Raw genomic sequence first — 14,587 nt, 5'->3', positions numbered from 1 at the left:
TTTCATCAGCGGCTCACGTCGCGAGCGCGTCGGCTGGCACGGCGACCCACGGCTGCTTCTCACCACACCAGAGGTGGATGTTCGGGTTGACCCAGGAGCTGTCGTCGAGAGTGCCCGCCTGGACGAATATAAGGTCCGGGATGGCGTCGAAGGAGATGAAGATCTGAGACCCACATCGGGAACAGAACGATCGGCGGGTCGCTCGTCCGCTTGCGCCCGGCTTGACATGCATCGCGATAGCTTCGGCGCCTTGGACTTCGAGATCACGACTGTAGAGCCCCGCACGCACGGCGAACGCGCTGCCACTGGTGCCCTGGCAGTCTCTGCAGTGGCAGACGCTCACCTGCTCGGTGAGCGCTCGCGAGAAATATCGAACTGCACCGCAGGAGCATCCCCCGCTGACGCTCGCCTTCACGCAGTCTCTCCACGCTGGATCGCGCCTGCGTAAGAGGCACGAAGGGACCGACGACACCCTCTCTCGCGATGGCAACGAGGGGGGTCCTTCGAGGTGATCACACCGTCGCAGATTCCAGGGTTGGGCGTAACCCGTAAACAACCCAGTGCATCCCCGTAGTAGACCTAGGTGGTGACGGGCAGAGCGGGCCCCGCGAACCCGCACGTGCCGTGCCGGCATGTGGAAGCAGGGCTCGTCGCGCATTTCTCGTGCGACACGCGGACCCGGGGCGTCAGCCGGGCGACATCGAGGCCAGGGTTGGGCAATTGATTGGCGTCGGCGACCGCGACCGCATGGCTGAATCTGAAGATGTCGCCCCGCTGGGCTTTGGTACGACCATCGCTTCGAAAGGGCAGGGGCGCTGAATGGCAGCGTGCATGGCAGTGAAGTGGCAGCTGCCCCGGAGTAAAAAATCTGGCAAAGGGGGCTAAACCGGAAAGGCAAAACTCAATTAACAGAAATATCAGCAGCATGCATTGACATTTATATCAACACGCACGATCAGCGTTGCAATCGAAAAAACCCGAGCCTAGACTCCGGCCGTATTGATAGAAATATCAAAACTAGTCGAGGTCCCACGCCGGCACGGCGATGCGGTCCCGACGTCTCGACCAGATCCAGCCGACCGAGGGATCGGTGTCCGCCGCGTTGGGACACTCGAGAACCTCGGCGACGTTCGACACAACGAGAGGAGAAGCAGTGATGAAAAATCAGAAACCCGGGCTCCTGATCTACTTGCAAGCCAAGCCTGGCAAGCAGGCGGCGCTGATGGAGTTCCTCAACAAAGGGTTGAGCGTCGTGGCTGAAGAGGGCGGCACGCAGACCTGGTACGCCTTCCAGATCACCGGTGATCGGTTCGGCATCTACGACACGTTCCGCGGCGACGCCTCACGCGAGCAACACCTGCAGGGGAAGTTCGCCAAGGCCCTGGCGGGAGTCGAGGCCGACCTGCTTGCGGCTCCGCCCGAGATTCGCAAGGTCGACATCCTTTCGTCCAAACCCGCCTGAGTCATTTCGGCCGGTTGGACCGATCTTCTGATCAACAGGTCGCGGCAGCGAAAGCGCCGCACCGGATCCCCATTGTTGCGACAGTCTCGGAGCAAGAATCCATGAGCAAGTCTCCTGCGGTACCCAAGAACAGGATGTTGCTGAGCGCGTTCGACATGAGCACGGTGGTCCATCAGAACCCCGGCATGTGGACGCATCCGAAGGATCAGACACACCGGCACACCGACCTCGACTACTGGATCGAACTCGCACAGTTGTTGGAGCGCGGCGGCTTCGACTGTCTCTTCCTCGCCGACGTCCTGGGTGTGTACGACGTGTACGGCGGTTCGAAGGACTACGCCATCAAGAATGCGGCGCAGTTCCCAGTCTGCGATCCGGTGATGACGATCTCCGCGATGGCCGCGGCGACCAAGACCCTGTGCTTCGGCTCGACCTGTTCTTTAACCTATGAATTGCCTTACGCCTTCGCGCGGAAGATGACGACTCTGGATCACCTCACCAAGGGCCGGATGGCCTGGAACATCGTCACGTCTTACCAGAAGAGCGCCGCCGTGAACCTGGGCATGAACGACCAGATCCCGCACGACAAGCGCTACGACATGGCGGATGAGTTCATGGAGGTTTGCTACAAGCTCTGGGAATATTCGTGGGAAGACGGTGCGATCCTTCGCGATGTGGAGCGCGGCATCTACACCGATCCGAAGAAGATTCGCGACATCGGACACAAGGGAAAGTACTTCTCGGTCCCTGGTGCGCATCTGGCCTCGCCCTCGCCGCAGCGGACTCCGTTCCTGTTTCAGGCGGGCGCATCGGCGCGCGGGCGAAAGTTCGCCGCGCGTCACGCGGAGGCCATCTTCCTGATCGGCACCAATCCGGAAGACATGCGGCCCATCGTCGACCTGATCCGCATGGAGATCGCCGAGACCGGCCGCGACCCGCGCAGCGTGAAGATCCTCCTCATGATCACAACGTTCGTGGGAAAGACCGAGGCGGAGGCGCAGGAAAAGCTCGAGGCGGTGAAGAAGCACGGGAGCGTCGAGGCTGCCCTCACGCTGTTTGGCGGATGGACCGGTGTGGATCTTTCGACGGCCGACCTAGACGCGCCGCTCGAGCAGTTCCAGGGCGACGGGGTGAGAGCGTTCAGCGACATCCTGACGCGCGTCGACAGCGAACTGCAGTGGACTCCCCGCAAGCTCGCCGAATGGCTGTGCATTGGCGGGATGAGCGCGGTGGCATCGGGGACTCCGTCCCAGGTCGCCGACGAGATGGAGCGATGGATGAAGGTCGCGGACGTTGACGGGTTCAACGTCGCACGCGCCACTGCTTTTGAGACGATGACCGACTTCGTGGACCTCCTGGTTCCCGAACTCCGCCGTCGCGGACTGGTCCCGAAGACGCCGCTGCCGCCGATGAGCCTGCGTGAACGTTTCGGCGGATCCGCTCATCTCGCCGACGATCACTACGGTTCCCAGTACCGCGATTCGGCGGACGGACATACCGGGGGAAGCGCGGTTACTTTCGAGGTCAAGCCACGCAAGCTCGGGCTGCTCGCACTCATGAAGGCCAAGCCCGAGCGCGCCGAAGAGTTTCGGAAGTGGCTCACCGACTGCTACGACATCGCGATGAGCGAAACCGGGACGGTGACCTGGTACGGCTTCCAGGCAGGCGAATTCGAGTTCGGAATCTTCGACACCTTCGAGCACGAGAACGGCCGGCAGGCCCATCTGCACGGCGGCATCGTCAAGGCTTTGCGTGCCATCGCCCCGGAGATGCTGGCCAGCCCGCCAGACGTGCGGATGGTCGGCGTCCTTGCGACGAAGTCCAGCACCGCGGTGGGCGCGCATGCGATCCCGGCGTGAGTACGCGCTAAGAGCAACGCTGCAGGTCTCGGGCGAGCACTGAAGCTGCCTCGAGCAGGATGGGCTCCGGGCCGTGGTGATTGGACCTTGGCCAAGGGGTTCCGACAGAACCGTCGTCATCGGAGGATGAAGCGATGCCACACGCGAAGGGTATGAGCGAGGCACTTGCCGAGATAGCCCGTGGTGCGAATCAGCGGGATCTCATCGACGAGAACCCGTTTGATGCGATGAAGTTGGTTCGTGAAGCGCGTCTTGGTGCCCTGCGACTTTCGCCGGCAGAAGGCGGAATGGGCATGTCGATCCGCCAGCTCTTCGGGACGGTGATCGACATCGCCGAGGCGGATCCGGTCGTCGCGCACATTTTGCGCGTCCATTACTGGTTCGCTGAAGAACGTCTGCGTTCCAACGACATCGCCGCGCGCTCGCGTTGGTTGGCCGAAATCGCGGCAGGAAAATTGTTCGGAAACGCGCTCACCGAACTGGGTGGCGCGGCGATCGGAAGTCTTCAGTTCAAGACATCCATCGTCGCGGATAGGGACGGTTATCGGCTCAATGGGACGAAGTTCTACTGCACCGGCAGCCTGTTTTCGGACTACATCAATGTGTTTGCTGCGCGCGGCGACAACACCATCGTGTCGCTGGTCGTGCCCACCCATGCGCCGGGCGTCGAGATGGTCGACGACTGGGACGGCATGGGCGCGCGCAAGACGGGCTCCGGGACCACGAACTTCAAGAATGTGCGAGTCGAGTCCCGGGACATCTTGCTGGAACTCGACCGTGACAAACCCTCCCCGCCGACGTTCGAGTTCGCCTACCTGCAGCTGTATCTGCAGGCAGTGATGGCGGGCGTCATGCGCAGCATCGTGCGTGACGCCATCACGGTGCTCAAGACGCGCGACCGCTCCTTCTCGCACGCTCTGGCGCCACGGCCCGTGGACGATCCGTTTCTGCAGGAGGTGGTCGGAGAACTCGCGTCGGCGACCTTCGCCGCCGAAGCGACGATCCTGATCGCCGCTGAAGCGCTGGAGGACGCGCGAGCCTCCGTGCGCGAAGGCGTCCCGGATCCGCGACTTTCCCAGCGGGCATCCCTCTGTTCCGCGCAAGCCAAGGTGCTGGTGGACCGCATCGCGGCGCGGGCGGCGGATCAACTCTTCGATGTCGGCGGCGCTTCTTCGGCGTCCCGCAAGAAGAATCTGGATCGGCATTGGCGCGCGATCCGCACGCTGACCCTTCACAACCCCACGATCTACAAGGCGCACTACATCGGCAGGCACTTGATTCACGGCGAGGACTTCCCGACGAACGCCTACTTCTGATGGACAAAATCTCGGCCGCCGTTGTCGGTGTCCGATGCGTAGGGGTGGTGCTAAAGTGACGCAAAATCAACAAGCTTTCGCGAAGAATGCCTCGAGAAGTCAGAGCTCGTTCCCCCGTCGCCAAAGGCAAAGCTGCGGCGAAGCGGGCGACGTTGGCCCCGACGGTTCCAAGCGTGGTCGGCGCTCGCTCCAGGATGCCGCAGGAAGAGCGCCGCGCGCAGATGGTTTTGGCTGCACTTCAGGTCGCGGCGGCAAAGGGTCTGGGGCGCCTGGTGCACGCCGATGTCGCGCGGGCGGCGAAGGTTTCGACGCCGACAGCCTTCTTCTACTTCAAGGATCGGGAAGCCTTGGTGAAGGCCGTCATCATGGAAGTCGATCGATACTACCGGGCGATGGCCTTGCGAGCGCACGGATCGGATCACCCGCCGAGGCAACGCGTTCGCGATCACATGTTCATCTTCGCGGACTCGATCGATACCGACAGCGCGTACGCGCTGGTCTGGCTGGAATGGACCACCTGGTTCCGCAACGAGTTCGGTCTCTGGGACTTGTTCATCGATTTCCAGACCTTCGTGATCGGCCAGTTCGTGAAGACGATCAGGATTTGCCAGCAGGAGGGCACGGTGCCTCGCAAAGTTTCGGCGATGAACAGTGCGCGCAACCTGCTCGGCGGCGCGCTGATGATCACGCAGATGAAGCTGATGAAGAGGCGGCAGAGCGCGGTGACGGCTTATTTGGACCAGAGCATCGAGCAGGCGCTGACCTAGCCCGTTCGTTCCTCTGCGAGGCGGGGCGCGAGTGATACAGCCCCGCACCTCGATCAGCTTGTCGGGCCCGACGACCGCGACGGTCATCCCTATCGTCGTGGTGGCGCAGCTCGCGTGCACATCGCTCTGGTTCGCCGGCAATGCGGTGTTGCCGGACATCCAGATGCTCTGGCAGCTGCCGGCAGCGTCGGCCGGCATGATCCTGTCCGCCGTCCAGGCGGGGTTCGTCGTGGGAACGCTGCTGTTCGCCGTGTATTCCCTGTCCGATCGCTTCCGGGCATCCACCGTCTTTCTCGCCTGCGCCGTGCTCGGTGCGTTGTCGAATCTCGCGATTGCGACGGTGTGCGATGACGTCGCGTCGTTGATGGCCGCACGGTTCCTGACGGGCTTCTTCCTGGCGGGGATCTACCCCGTAGGAATGAAGATCGCAGCGTCCTGGTGCGCTGGTGGGTTGGGCAAAGCGTTGGGTTATCTGGTCGGCGCCCTTGTCCTGGGCACCGCGCTTCCCTATTTCATACGCGGGTTGGGCGCGGACTTGCCATGGGCCAGCGTCGTCGTGACCTGCTCGATCGTCTCGGTGCTGGGCGGCTTGGCGATCTACTTTTGGGTGCCTTCCGGTCCTTACTTGCCGGCGCGTTCGCCATTCGACCTTTCGGCCCTGCCGAAAATCTTCCGCTCGAAAGATCTGCGGGCAGCAGCTTTCGGTTACTTCGGGCACATGTGGGAGCTGTACGCCCTGTGGGCATTCGTGCCGCTCATCTTCCGGCACTACGCGGAGAGGAATGGGCTCGCAGGCTTCAATGTCGCCCTGGCCTCTTCTCTGATGATTGGGGCCGGCGCGATCGGCTGCATCTTGGGAGGCGAGCTGGTCCAGCGCTTCGGTAGTGCGCGGGTGGCGCTCACGCAATTGCTGACCTCGGGGTTGCTGTGCGTCCTGTCCGTCTTCATCTTCGAAGCGCCGCCGCTGGTCTTCTTTGCTCTTCTGGGCCTCTGGGGGATGACGGTTGCCGGCGACTCCCCGCAGTTCTCCAGCTTGGTCGGCGCCAATGCGCCACGCGCATATGTCGGCACCGCGTTCACCATCGTCAACTGCATCGGATTTTCGATCACGGCGGTGAGCATCCATCTGCTTGGTTATCTCAGCACCCGAGTTCCTACTGAATACCTTTTTCTGGCATTGGCGCCCGGTCCCCTCGTTGGTCTCACTTCAGCAGGAGCGCTGCTTCGCCGACGGAACGTGGCCGCGGCAAACGCTCAGCAGCAGGAGAAATCCCCGTGACTCAGAAGCGCCCGTTGATTCTCGGCATCGGCGGCACCCTGCGCACCGGGTCGTCGAGCGAACGCGCCTTGTCGATCTCGCTTTCGGCGGCCGAGCGGGCGGGTGCGGAGATCAGGATGCTCACAGGTTCGAAACTCAACCTTCCTCACTACGACCCCGGCAACAAGGCCGGGCTCGACGCCGCCTCGGAACTGGTCGATCTCTACCGCCGATGCGACGGCGTGATCATCTCGTCGCCGGGCTATCACGGCTCCATGTCCGGAATGATCAAGAACGCCCTCGACTACATCGAGGAGCTGAGCAAGGACGCGCGTGTCTACCTGGAGGATCGCCCGGTCGGGTGCATTGTCTGCGCTTACGGCTGGCAAGCCACCGGCACAACGCTTACCGCATTGCGCTCGGTCGTTCACGCGCTTCGGGGTTGGCCTACGCCGCTGGGTGTGACCATCAACTCCGCGCAGGTGACGTTCGACGACACGGGTCAATGCAGCGATGGTCGCGTCACCACCCAGCTGCAGGCGCTGGCAGGGCAGGTGATGTCATTCACGCGGCGGGCGTCGGTGGAGCACGACGCTGCGGTGATGGCCGCATGAACCGGTGCGCGCCACGGACCATTCATTGCTCCGACTGCGGGCAGCCCATGACGATGAGCCCGGGGTCGGCGGCCGAGATTCCGCGACCGGTATGCGGAGGTTGCGGCAAGGTTCATTACGAGGGACCCGCGCTGCTGGTGCTGTGTGCGGTCTTTTCCGAAGACCGCATCCTGTTCGTCCGTCGTGGCCAGCAGCCCTACCAGGGAAAGTGGGCGTTCCCGGGGGGCTTCGTGGAATCCAACGAATCGCTCGAGGCTGCCGCCGCGCGCGAATTGAAGGAGGAAACCGGCCTGGAGCTGGATACCCAGGCCTTCTACCCCTTCGGCATGCTCAGCGTGCCGCACATCAACCAGGTGCACGCCTTTTTTGCCGCGCGGGTCTCGCAGAGCGTGCTCCTGAGACCGCACCCGCCGGAGATTGACGACGCGCGCTGGTTCAACCTTGGAGAACTCCCCCGGGAGGATCTCTGGGAGCCGGCACTGGCGTTCGACATGCCGCTGCTCTATCGCCGCGGATCCTGCAGTCGATTCGACTACTACCAGATGGACGGAGAACGGATGCGGCTGATCTCCGACGAATGCCGGGAGCAATTGGTGTGGTCGTCTCATGCAACCGAGCGGACGAGCGTGCCTGCGAGAGCGTCCCACCGAATCGCGCGAAGAACCGTCTCGGTGCACGTGTGATGCCGTGTCTCGAGATCGATCTGCGCGGCTCGTCACTCCCTGAGAGAGATGGGTTACCGGCCTCGGAAGGTGGACGTCCGTGAAAGATCCTGTGCAACGAGCCAAGCAGACGATCGAGGGCGCACCGACAAGCGGACCTCAGGACGTCTCGCGCCGGCGGATGCTGTCGCGGATCGCGGGTGCGGCCGGAAGCACGCTGGTGGTGGGACTCGTCGGAGAGGCCGCAGGAGAGCCGACGAAGACTGGAGCGCTTGCCCCGGCAGATCCCGATGCATTTCCCACCGTGCCTACATGGACCCGTCAGATCGGGGCTCCCACTGGCAAGGGTTACGGCCAACCGTCGCCGCACGAGTCGGCGGTCACGCGTCGGCTGTATCCAGGGCTGACCCAACCCATCACGGCGTACAGCACGTCTCCGCTGCAGGACCTCGATGGAGGGATTACGCCGAACGGTCTTTTCTTCGAACGCCATCACGCGGGCGTGCCGGCGATCGATCCCGGCAAACATCGCCTGATGATCCACGGGCTCGTGAAGGAGCCGCTCCTGCTGACGGTCGACGACATCCGACAGTTTCCGAGTGTGTCGCGGATCCATTTCATCGAGTGCGCGGGCAATCCTTCCTTCCTGCCGCCGTGGGGAAAGACGGCAGCGGAGGTGGCGGGCTTGGTGAGTTGCGCCGAGTGGACCGGGGTCTCGCTTCGGACGCTGCTTGAGGAAGTCGGGCTCCACCCGGACGCGAAGTGGGTGATCGCCGAAGGTGCGGATGCAGCCGCGATGACGCGCAGCATCCCGCTCGAGAAATGCCTTGACGACACGCTTGTCGTCTACAGCCAGAACGGCGAACGGCTGCGCCCGGAGCAAGGCTACCCGCTGCGGCTCGTGGTGCCAGGTTTCGAGGGCAACATGAACATCAAGTGGCTGCGGCGCTTGCATGTCACCAACGCGCCCGCCTACTCGCGCGAGGAAACGGCGAAGTACACCGATCTGATGCCGGACGGAAGGGCGCGAAAATTCTCGTTCGTGATGGAGTGCAAATCGATCATCACGCAACCCTCGGGCAGCCATCAGCTGACGCGCCACGGCGCGCACGAGATCCGCGGCATCGCGTGGAGCGGGATGGGAAAGGTCGAGCGCGTGGACGTGTCGGTGGACGGCGGCGCCACTTGGCACAAGGCGGAGCTGCAGTCGACGGTGCACGCCAAGGCGCTGACGGCGTTTCGCGCTCCTTTCCCTTGGAACGGCGAAGAGCGCGTGATCATGAGTCGCGCGATCGACGAGACCGGCTACGTGCAGCCGACCCTTTCAGCACTCGAGGCCGCGCGCGGCAAGAACTCGTTCTACCACAACAATGCAATCCAGCCCTGGCGGATCGCATCGGACGGGAACGTGACCAATGGACGCGAGTAGGCTCGCGGTTGCGATTGCGTGCTGGACACTGACGGTCACGGCGCACGCCGGTGCCTACGGAATCGGAACGCGCCCCACCGACGCTCAGATAGCGGCCTGGAACATCGACGTGGCGCCGGACGGAAAAGCGCTGCCGCCGGGACGCGGTACGGTTGAGCAAGGTCATGCGATCTACGATCGTCAGTGCGCGGCATGCCACGGTCTGGATCTGCAAGGCGGAATGGGCCCTGCGCTGGCAGGAGGCGTCGGGTCGCTTGCCTCCGAGAAGCCGCTGAAGACGGTGGGGAGCTACTGGCCGTACGCAACTACGTTGTTCGACTACATCCGGCGCACGATGCCGCTCGCATCTCCGCAGACCTTGAGCAGCGACGAGCTCTACGCGCTGGTGGGATATGTCTTGTTTCGCAACGGCATCGTGCCCGCAGGTACCACGGTGGACGCGGCCCAAGTGGTCAACGTGAGAATGCCGAATCGCGAGGGTTTCTACCTCGACGACCGGCCGGATACGAAGGAACGTCCTTGCGACGAGCATTGTCTGCGGGCAACGAAAAAGTAGGGCTGCGACGTGCACGTTCATGACGACTTGAAGCGCATTGACGACGCACGGCTGCCGACGCGCTTTGCGGAATTCCGAATTGAGATATTCGAGTCGTCCGACGCCAAGGAACACGCGGTGATCCGCCTTGGCGATCTATTGTCCGGTGATCCGCCGCTCGTCCGTATCCATTCGGAGTGTCTGACCGGCGACGCACTGTTCTCGCTGCGTTGCGACTGCGGCTTTCAACTCCAAGCGGCATTGGGCGCAATCGCCCACGCCGGACGAGGCGCGGTGCTTTATCTGCGACAGGAAGGTCGCGGCATCGGCCTGGGCAACAAGATCCGCGCGTACGCCTTGCAGGACAAAGGCAGCGACACGGTCGAGGCGAACCAACAGTTGGGCTTTCCAGCTGACGCCCGCGAGTACGTGGTGGCGGGGCAGCTCCTGCGGGCGTTGGGCCTGAGTCGTATCCGACTCATGACGAACAACCCGAAAAAGATCGATGCTATGACGCGCGACGGCATCGAGATCGTCGAGCGCATCCCGTTGCACTCGGGCAGCAATTCACACAACGAGGCTTACCTGCGCGACAAGGTCGACAAGATGGGTCACTGGCCGGTTTTGGCATGACCGTCATACGACGCGGCTCGACCGAAGACCGATCGAAACTGCGCTCCACCCTTCATCTCAACAAGTGGGCTGAACCAATGTCGACATTCCGTGCCATCCGCGTCCACCAGGTCGAAAAGAGCTTCCAGTCGAAGTTCGAGGACCTCTCGATCGACGACCTCACGCCCGGCGAAGTCGTCGTCCGAGTCGCGTATTCCTGCCTGAACTTCAAGGACGCGCTGGCCGTCACCGGCAAGAGCCGCATCATGCGGCAGATGCCGCGCGTCGCCGGCATCGATTTGTCGGGCGTCGTCGAATCCAGCAGTGACCCGGCCTACAAGAACGGCGACGAAGTGCTGGTCACCGGCTGCAATCTCGGCGAGCTGCTCGACGGCGGCCTGGCCGAGATGGCGCGCGTGCCGGCCTCCGCCGTCGTGCCGCTGCCCAAGGGACTGAGCCTTCACGAGGCGATGGCGCTGGGCACCGCCGGCTTCACCGCGGGCCTGGGAGTCAAGCGCATGCTGGAGAATCACCAGGTGCCGGAACTCGGCCCGATCGTCGTCACCGGCCCGACCGGCGGCGTCGGCTCCATCGCGATCCAGATCTTCAAGCGCTGCGGCTTCGAGGTCATCGCACTCACGGGCAAGAAGGCGGCCGCCGAGGACTACCTGCGCAAGCTCGGCGCCGACCAGATCGAAGACCGCACCACGCTGGACCTCGGCAAGAAGCCGCTGGAGGCCGCCCGCTTCGGCGGCGCGCTCGACAACCTCGGTGGCGAGACGCTGGCCGGTCTGACCCGCAACATCCGCCAGTGGGGAACCATCGCGAGCATCGGCCTGGCCCAGAGCCATGAGCTGACGACCACGGTGATGCCGTTCATCCTGCGCGGCGTGTCGCTGCTGGGCATCAACTCGGTGGAAGTGCCGCGCGAGTGGCGCCTCGACGTCTGGAACAAGCTCGCCGGCGACTGGAGGCCGAAGAACCTGTCCGACATCGTGCGCCGCACGATCACGCTCGACGAAGTGCCGGCCGCCTGCGCCGAGCTGATGGCGAGCAGCGTGCAGGGTCGCTACGTGGTGAAGATCGGCGGATGAGGGGTGAAGCGGGTTGCTTTTCTCTCCAGGCGCAGTGGGGCCACTTTCACTGCGCTACACACATTCCCTGGTAGGAGCCTTACATGCCCAGCAACGACGTTCGAAGTTCTCTTCGCGCCATCTTTGGTGACGTTGCGCCCAAGCTTGCGGAGCTCACCGAGACCGTTGTCTTCGGAGATCTGTGGGAGCGCAACGGCCTGTCTAAACGCGACCGCAGCCTTGTCACCTTGTCGGCGCTGATCGCGTTAAACCAGCTGGAGTTTCTTCCAGCGTATCTGGGCCGGGCGCTGGACAACGGCGTCACAAGAGCTGAACTCGACGAGATCGTCACTCACTTGTCGGTCTACGCCGGCTTCCCAGGCGCGATCAGCGCAGCACGAGTCATCAACCAGGTCCTTCAGGAGCGCGGAGCGTCTTAGGACACGGCCGCAGCCGCTGAACAGCTAAACGGCCTCACCGTTCAAGAACAACCGACCGGTGACCGGTACCTTGCGCGTGAGGGTGTCGAGCGTCGGGCATCGCGCTTCGACGACGCGCGACAGTTCCTGGATGGTGGCGGCATCCGCGCTACTGGTGATCCGCGTCTCGAACGAGATGTCCTGGAAACCAGGCGGTATCGAAAGATCGACGCCGAAAAGTCCACGGATATCGAGTTGACCTTTCACATCGACCGTGACGGACTCCAGCTCGATGCCCATCACGTTCGCGTAGAGCGAATAGACGATGGCTTGGCATGTCCCCAACGACGACAGCAACAGTTCGACGGGATTCGCTCCGGCGTCGTTGCCGCCCAGCTCAGGCGGCTCGTCGACGATCATGGCGGGGAACTTCCGGACGAACGCGCTGCACTGCGTGCCGGCGTCCAGTCGCACTTGCGACTTGAAGATCGCGCGGGCGGGCATCGTGGCGTTCTTGCTGAGGTCGGAAACCTTTTGCAACATCTTCTGACCGAGCGGCGAAGTCATGATCGTATTGATGAACGATGGAGTGAGCGTCCAGCATATCTGGGCCGGTCGCGCCATTTCTTCAAATGGGAGGGCCACCCCAGAAAGATCAATCGATATGTCGAAATACCGGCATCGCATACCGCCTGCGGCTATCGAAGATGACCGACGTCTCGATGCGCGTCACCCCAGGACGGTTGGTGAACTGATCCAGTGCCAGATCTTTGAGGTGCTGAATGCCGCGCACCACGACGTGCACGATCATGTCGTAGCGACCGGTGACGAGAAACGCCGAACGGACTTCCGGAACCTCCACCAGTCCGTCCATCAACTCGTCGACCGTTTCACGCGTGTGCTTCGCCAGTCCGAGCATGAAGAGCGCTTCGAGGCCGACGCCCAGCGCCTTGGGATCGACTTCAACATGAGTGCCGCGTAGCACTCCGGTTTGCCATAGGCGTCGGATGCGGTCGTGCGTCGACGACGGCGCGAGCCCGATGCTCGAGGCGATCTCTTTGACCGACAGCCGAGCATTGTTCTGCAGCATGGCCAGGATGCCGACGTCTGTACGGTCCAGATCGGCGTCCTCTGCTTTGGACCGTAAATTATTCGTTTGAGGAGATTTCATGCCGACGATAATATCTCTGAAAAGAAAATAGTCCAGTGAATGATCGGTATGACTCCCTACGACCTGCCCAAACTCTCGCTCCTCACCGACGTCGACGTACAGCGCTTCCGCCGTGACGGATTTTTGATCGTCGAGCGGGTGCTCAGCGAGGATCGGATTGCACTTCTGCGCGACCGATTTCCCAAGATCTTCGCCGGGCAATTCGACACCGGGGTGTATCCCGATGAATGGCATTGGCGCGAAGGAATGAGCCTGCCGGATGTCACCCGCCACATGTCCAACGCATGGAAGGCGGATCTGACGATCGCCAGCCTCGCGCTCTCGGCCGACATCGGCCGTGCTGTCGCCCAACTTTCAGGTTGGTCGGGAGCGAAGCTTGGATTGGACACGATCTGGTGGAAGCCGCCCCAGACGAAGGCGATCGCGCTTCACCAGGATTCCTCCTTCTCGGAGTTCCTTAATCCGGCGCTGACCATGACCTGCTGGCTCACATTGGACGATACCAGCCGCGACGCCGGCACCATTGAGTACGTCCCCGGATCACATCTGTGGCCCTTAACGCCGCAGCCGGACATTTTCGAGGGGGGCGACTACCGATCGAAGATGCGGGCTGCGGCCGCCGCTGCAGGTATCGAACCGCCTGAACCCGTGTTCATCGAGGTTCCCGCCGGCTCGGTTGTCTTTCACGCCGGCGAGATCTGGCATGGCTCCGGTCCCAATACAACGGGGGATCGGATGCGCCGCTCCATCGGAACGCACTTCGTGCCGATCGAAACGCAGTTCACGTCGCGGCCTGGCGGCTACATCTACCGACGCTATGAACGCACCGACGATCCCACGCTCGACGAAAGCTTCTTCCCGGTCACCTGGGGTGAAGGTAGGCAGCCGACTCCGTGGATCGATTCGTACTGCAGCACGGGTCGTCGCAGCGCGCTCTAACGGCGCTTGCCGTGCCCGGTCGGCGCGTCTGGAGGATGCCGACGCGGGCGTGACCTGTTGCTAAACGAGGTTCGCCTCGAGTGGCCGTCGCGCTTCGATATTCGCGTCGACTAGGTTCGTTGCGGTCGGAGTCAGCCTGCGGACGCTTTCATCGCAGGAATGCCGCTGCGTTTTACGGGGCTTGATCGACTCCCAACGGTCAACGCCTCGCGCTGCCGATCGCTCGCAAAGTTTAGCCACGGCATCCGATGCTCGGTATCACTGTCTCCTGCTTACACCAACCCGCGAGCGGCAAAGTGAGATGGTGTCCGCAGGTTACGTGCGCCGAAAGCAGACAGTCGCGGCCGGCTTCTCCTGGCACGAAGTGGACGCCGATAAGGTGATCAGCGCCCGCGCTGCGACTCCTTGACTGGCCTCGAAGCGCGAGTTCGCTTAGGGAGAAGCAGCAGAGAAGAACTAGGCACGACTAGC

The 14,587-nt window shown here is 62.8% G+C and carries 16 protein-coding genes; 13 read left to right on the top strand and 3 right to left on the bottom strand.

From position 1 onward, the window contains the following. Nucleotides 1-13: 13 nt before the first annotated feature. Nucleotides 14-415, bottom strand: a complete 402-nt coding sequence (locus tag DFR24_RS24485; protein WP_162851289.1) for a GFA family protein — start codon at nt 413-415, stop codon at nt 14-16. Nucleotides 416-1,156: 741 nt separating this feature from the next. Here DFR24_RS24485 and DFR24_RS17330 point away from each other — a divergent pair. The 12 genes from DFR24_RS17330 to DFR24_RS17275 all read left to right on the top strand — a co-directional run bounded on the left by DFR24_RS17330 (nt 1,157) and on the right by DFR24_RS17275 (nt 12,027). Further along, a complete protein-coding gene (locus DFR24_RS17330) occupies nt 1,157-1,462 on the top strand; it encodes a putative quinol monooxygenase (protein ID WP_133882688.1) in 306 nt (101 codons plus the stop codon). A gap of 101 nt (nt 1,463-1,563) precedes the next feature. After that, on the top strand, nt 1,564-3,321 hold the full coding sequence (locus tag DFR24_RS17325) for an LLM class flavin-dependent oxidoreductase (protein ID WP_133882687.1): 1,758 nt from the start codon (nt 1,564-1,566) through the stop codon (nt 3,319-3,321). A gap of 134 nt (nt 3,322-3,455) precedes the next feature. After that, entirely contained in the window at nt 3,456-4,637 is a 1,182-nt protein-coding gene (locus DFR24_RS17320; protein ID WP_133883103.1) for an acyl-CoA dehydrogenase family protein, read from the top strand. Between the two features lie 227 nt (nt 4,638-4,864). Then, complete coding sequence (locus DFR24_RS17315) at nt 4,865-5,404, top strand: TetR/AcrR family transcriptional regulator (protein WP_162851288.1); 540 nt, start codon at nt 4,865-4,867, stop codon at nt 5,402-5,404. 31 nt (nt 5,405-5,435) lie between these two features. Continuing rightward, entirely contained in the window at nt 5,436-6,683 is a 1,248-nt protein-coding gene (locus tag DFR24_RS17310) for an MFS transporter (RefSeq protein ID WP_210772544.1), read from the top strand. Further along, a complete protein-coding gene (locus DFR24_RS17305) occupies nt 6,680-7,276 on the top strand; it encodes an NADPH-dependent FMN reductase (RefSeq protein WP_133882685.1) in 597 nt (198 codons plus the stop codon). The genes DFR24_RS17310 and DFR24_RS17305 overlap by 4 nt, the downstream gene beginning before the upstream one ends. After that, on the top strand, nt 7,273-7,959 hold the full coding sequence (locus DFR24_RS17300) for an NUDIX hydrolase (protein WP_162851287.1): 687 nt from the start codon (nt 7,273-7,275) through the stop codon (nt 7,957-7,959). The genes DFR24_RS17305 and DFR24_RS17300 overlap by 4 nt, the downstream gene beginning before the upstream one ends. Nucleotides 7,960-8,119: 160 nt before the next feature. Then, nucleotides 8,120-9,367, top strand: coding sequence for a sulfite dehydrogenase (gene soxC, locus DFR24_RS17295; protein WP_133883101.1), 1,248 nt, complete (start codon nt 8,120-8,122; stop codon nt 9,365-9,367). Then, nucleotides 9,354-9,923: a c-type cytochrome gene (locus DFR24_RS17290; RefSeq protein ID WP_133882683.1), complete on the top strand. Its 570-nt coding sequence runs from the start codon at nt 9,354-9,356 to the stop codon at nt 9,921-9,923. The genes soxC and DFR24_RS17290 overlap by 14 nt, the downstream gene beginning before the upstream one ends. Nucleotides 9,924-9,950: 27 nt before the next feature. After that, nucleotides 9,951-10,535 (top strand): GTP cyclohydrolase II, encoded by a 585-nt coding sequence (gene ribA, locus DFR24_RS17285; RefSeq protein ID WP_210772542.1) that lies wholly within the window; start codon nt 9,951-9,953, stop codon nt 10,533-10,535. Between the two features lie 77 nt (nt 10,536-10,612). Further along, a complete protein-coding gene (locus DFR24_RS17280) occupies nt 10,613-11,608 on the top strand; it encodes a YhdH/YhfP family quinone oxidoreductase (protein ID WP_133882682.1) in 996 nt (331 codons plus the stop codon). Nucleotides 11,609-11,691: 83 nt separating this feature from the next. Continuing rightward, nucleotides 11,692-12,027, top strand: a complete 336-nt coding sequence (locus DFR24_RS17275; RefSeq protein WP_133882681.1) for a carboxymuconolactone decarboxylase family protein — start codon at nt 11,692-11,694, stop codon at nt 12,025-12,027. Between the two features lie 24 nt (nt 12,028-12,051). On the opposite strand, the gene DFR24_RS17270 is transcribed toward DFR24_RS17275, so the two are convergent. Beyond that, nucleotides 12,052-12,573 carry an OsmC family protein gene (locus DFR24_RS17270; RefSeq protein WP_133882680.1) on the bottom strand — a complete coding sequence of 174 codons (522 nt, stop codon included), beginning with the start codon at nt 12,571-12,573 and terminating at the stop codon, nt 12,052-12,054. An 88-nt stretch (nt 12,574-12,661) separates the two neighbouring features. Further along, nucleotides 12,662-13,177 carry an Lrp/AsnC family transcriptional regulator gene (locus DFR24_RS17265; RefSeq protein WP_133882679.1) on the bottom strand — a complete coding sequence of 172 codons (516 nt, stop codon included), beginning with the start codon at nt 13,175-13,177 and terminating at the stop codon, nt 12,662-12,664. Between the two features lie 48 nt (nt 13,178-13,225). Here DFR24_RS17265 and DFR24_RS17260 point away from each other — a divergent pair, with 48 nt between their 5' ends. Beyond that, nucleotides 13,226-14,116, top strand: coding sequence for a phytanoyl-CoA dioxygenase family protein (locus DFR24_RS17260; RefSeq protein ID WP_133882678.1), 891 nt, complete (start codon nt 13,226-13,228; stop codon nt 14,114-14,116). The last annotated feature ends 471 nt before the right edge of the window (nt 14,117-14,587 follow it).

It is taken from the genome of Panacagrimonas perspica, from assembly GCF_004364935.1.
In the GTDB taxonomy this organism is placed as follows: Bacteria; Pseudomonadota; Gammaproteobacteria; order Nevskiales; family Nevskiaceae; genus Panacagrimonas; species Panacagrimonas perspica.
The sequence above is the reverse complement of the archived record's forward strand: the minus strand, read 5'-3'. Positions and strand labels throughout refer to the sequence as shown.

Bases quoted from the DNA above. Each gene is read 5' to 3' on its own strand.
- DFR24_RS17330 (WP_133882688.1), top strand. From the start codon at position 1,157: ATGAAAAATCAGAAACCCGGGCTCCTGATCTACTTGCAAGCCAAGCCT.
- DFR24_RS17325 (WP_133882687.1), top strand. From the start codon at position 1,564: ATGAGCAAGTCTCCTGCGGTACCCAAGAACAGGATGTTGCTGAGCGCG.
- DFR24_RS17320 (WP_133883103.1), top strand. From the start codon at position 3,456: ATGCCACACGCGAAGGGTATGAGCGAGGCACTTGCCGAGATAGCCCGT.
- DFR24_RS17300 (WP_162851287.1), top strand. From the start codon at position 7,273: ATGAACCGGTGCGCGCCACGGACCATTCATTGCTCCGACTGCGGGCAG.
- soxC (WP_133883101.1), top strand. From the start codon at position 8,120: ATGCTGTCGCGGATCGCGGGTGCGGCCGGAAGCACGCTGGTGGTGGGA.
- DFR24_RS17290 (WP_133882683.1), top strand. From the start codon at position 9,354: ATGGACGCGAGTAGGCTCGCGGTTGCGATTGCGTGCTGGACACTGACG.
- DFR24_RS17280 (WP_133882682.1), top strand. From the start codon at position 10,613: ATGTCGACATTCCGTGCCATCCGCGTCCACCAGGTCGAAAAGAGCTTC.
- DFR24_RS17275 (WP_133882681.1), top strand. From the start codon at position 11,692: ATGCCCAGCAACGACGTTCGAAGTTCTCTTCGCGCCATCTTTGGTGAC.
- DFR24_RS17270 (WP_133882680.1), bottom strand. From the start codon at position 12,573: ATGACTTCGCCGCTCGGTCAGAAGATGTTGCAAAAGGTTTCCGACCTC.
- DFR24_RS17265 (WP_133882679.1), bottom strand. From the start codon at position 13,177: ATGAAATCTCCTCAAACGAATAATTTACGGTCCAAAGCAGAGGACGCC.
- DFR24_RS17260 (WP_133882678.1), top strand. From the start codon at position 13,226: ATGACTCCCTACGACCTGCCCAAACTCTCGCTCCTCACCGACGTCGAC.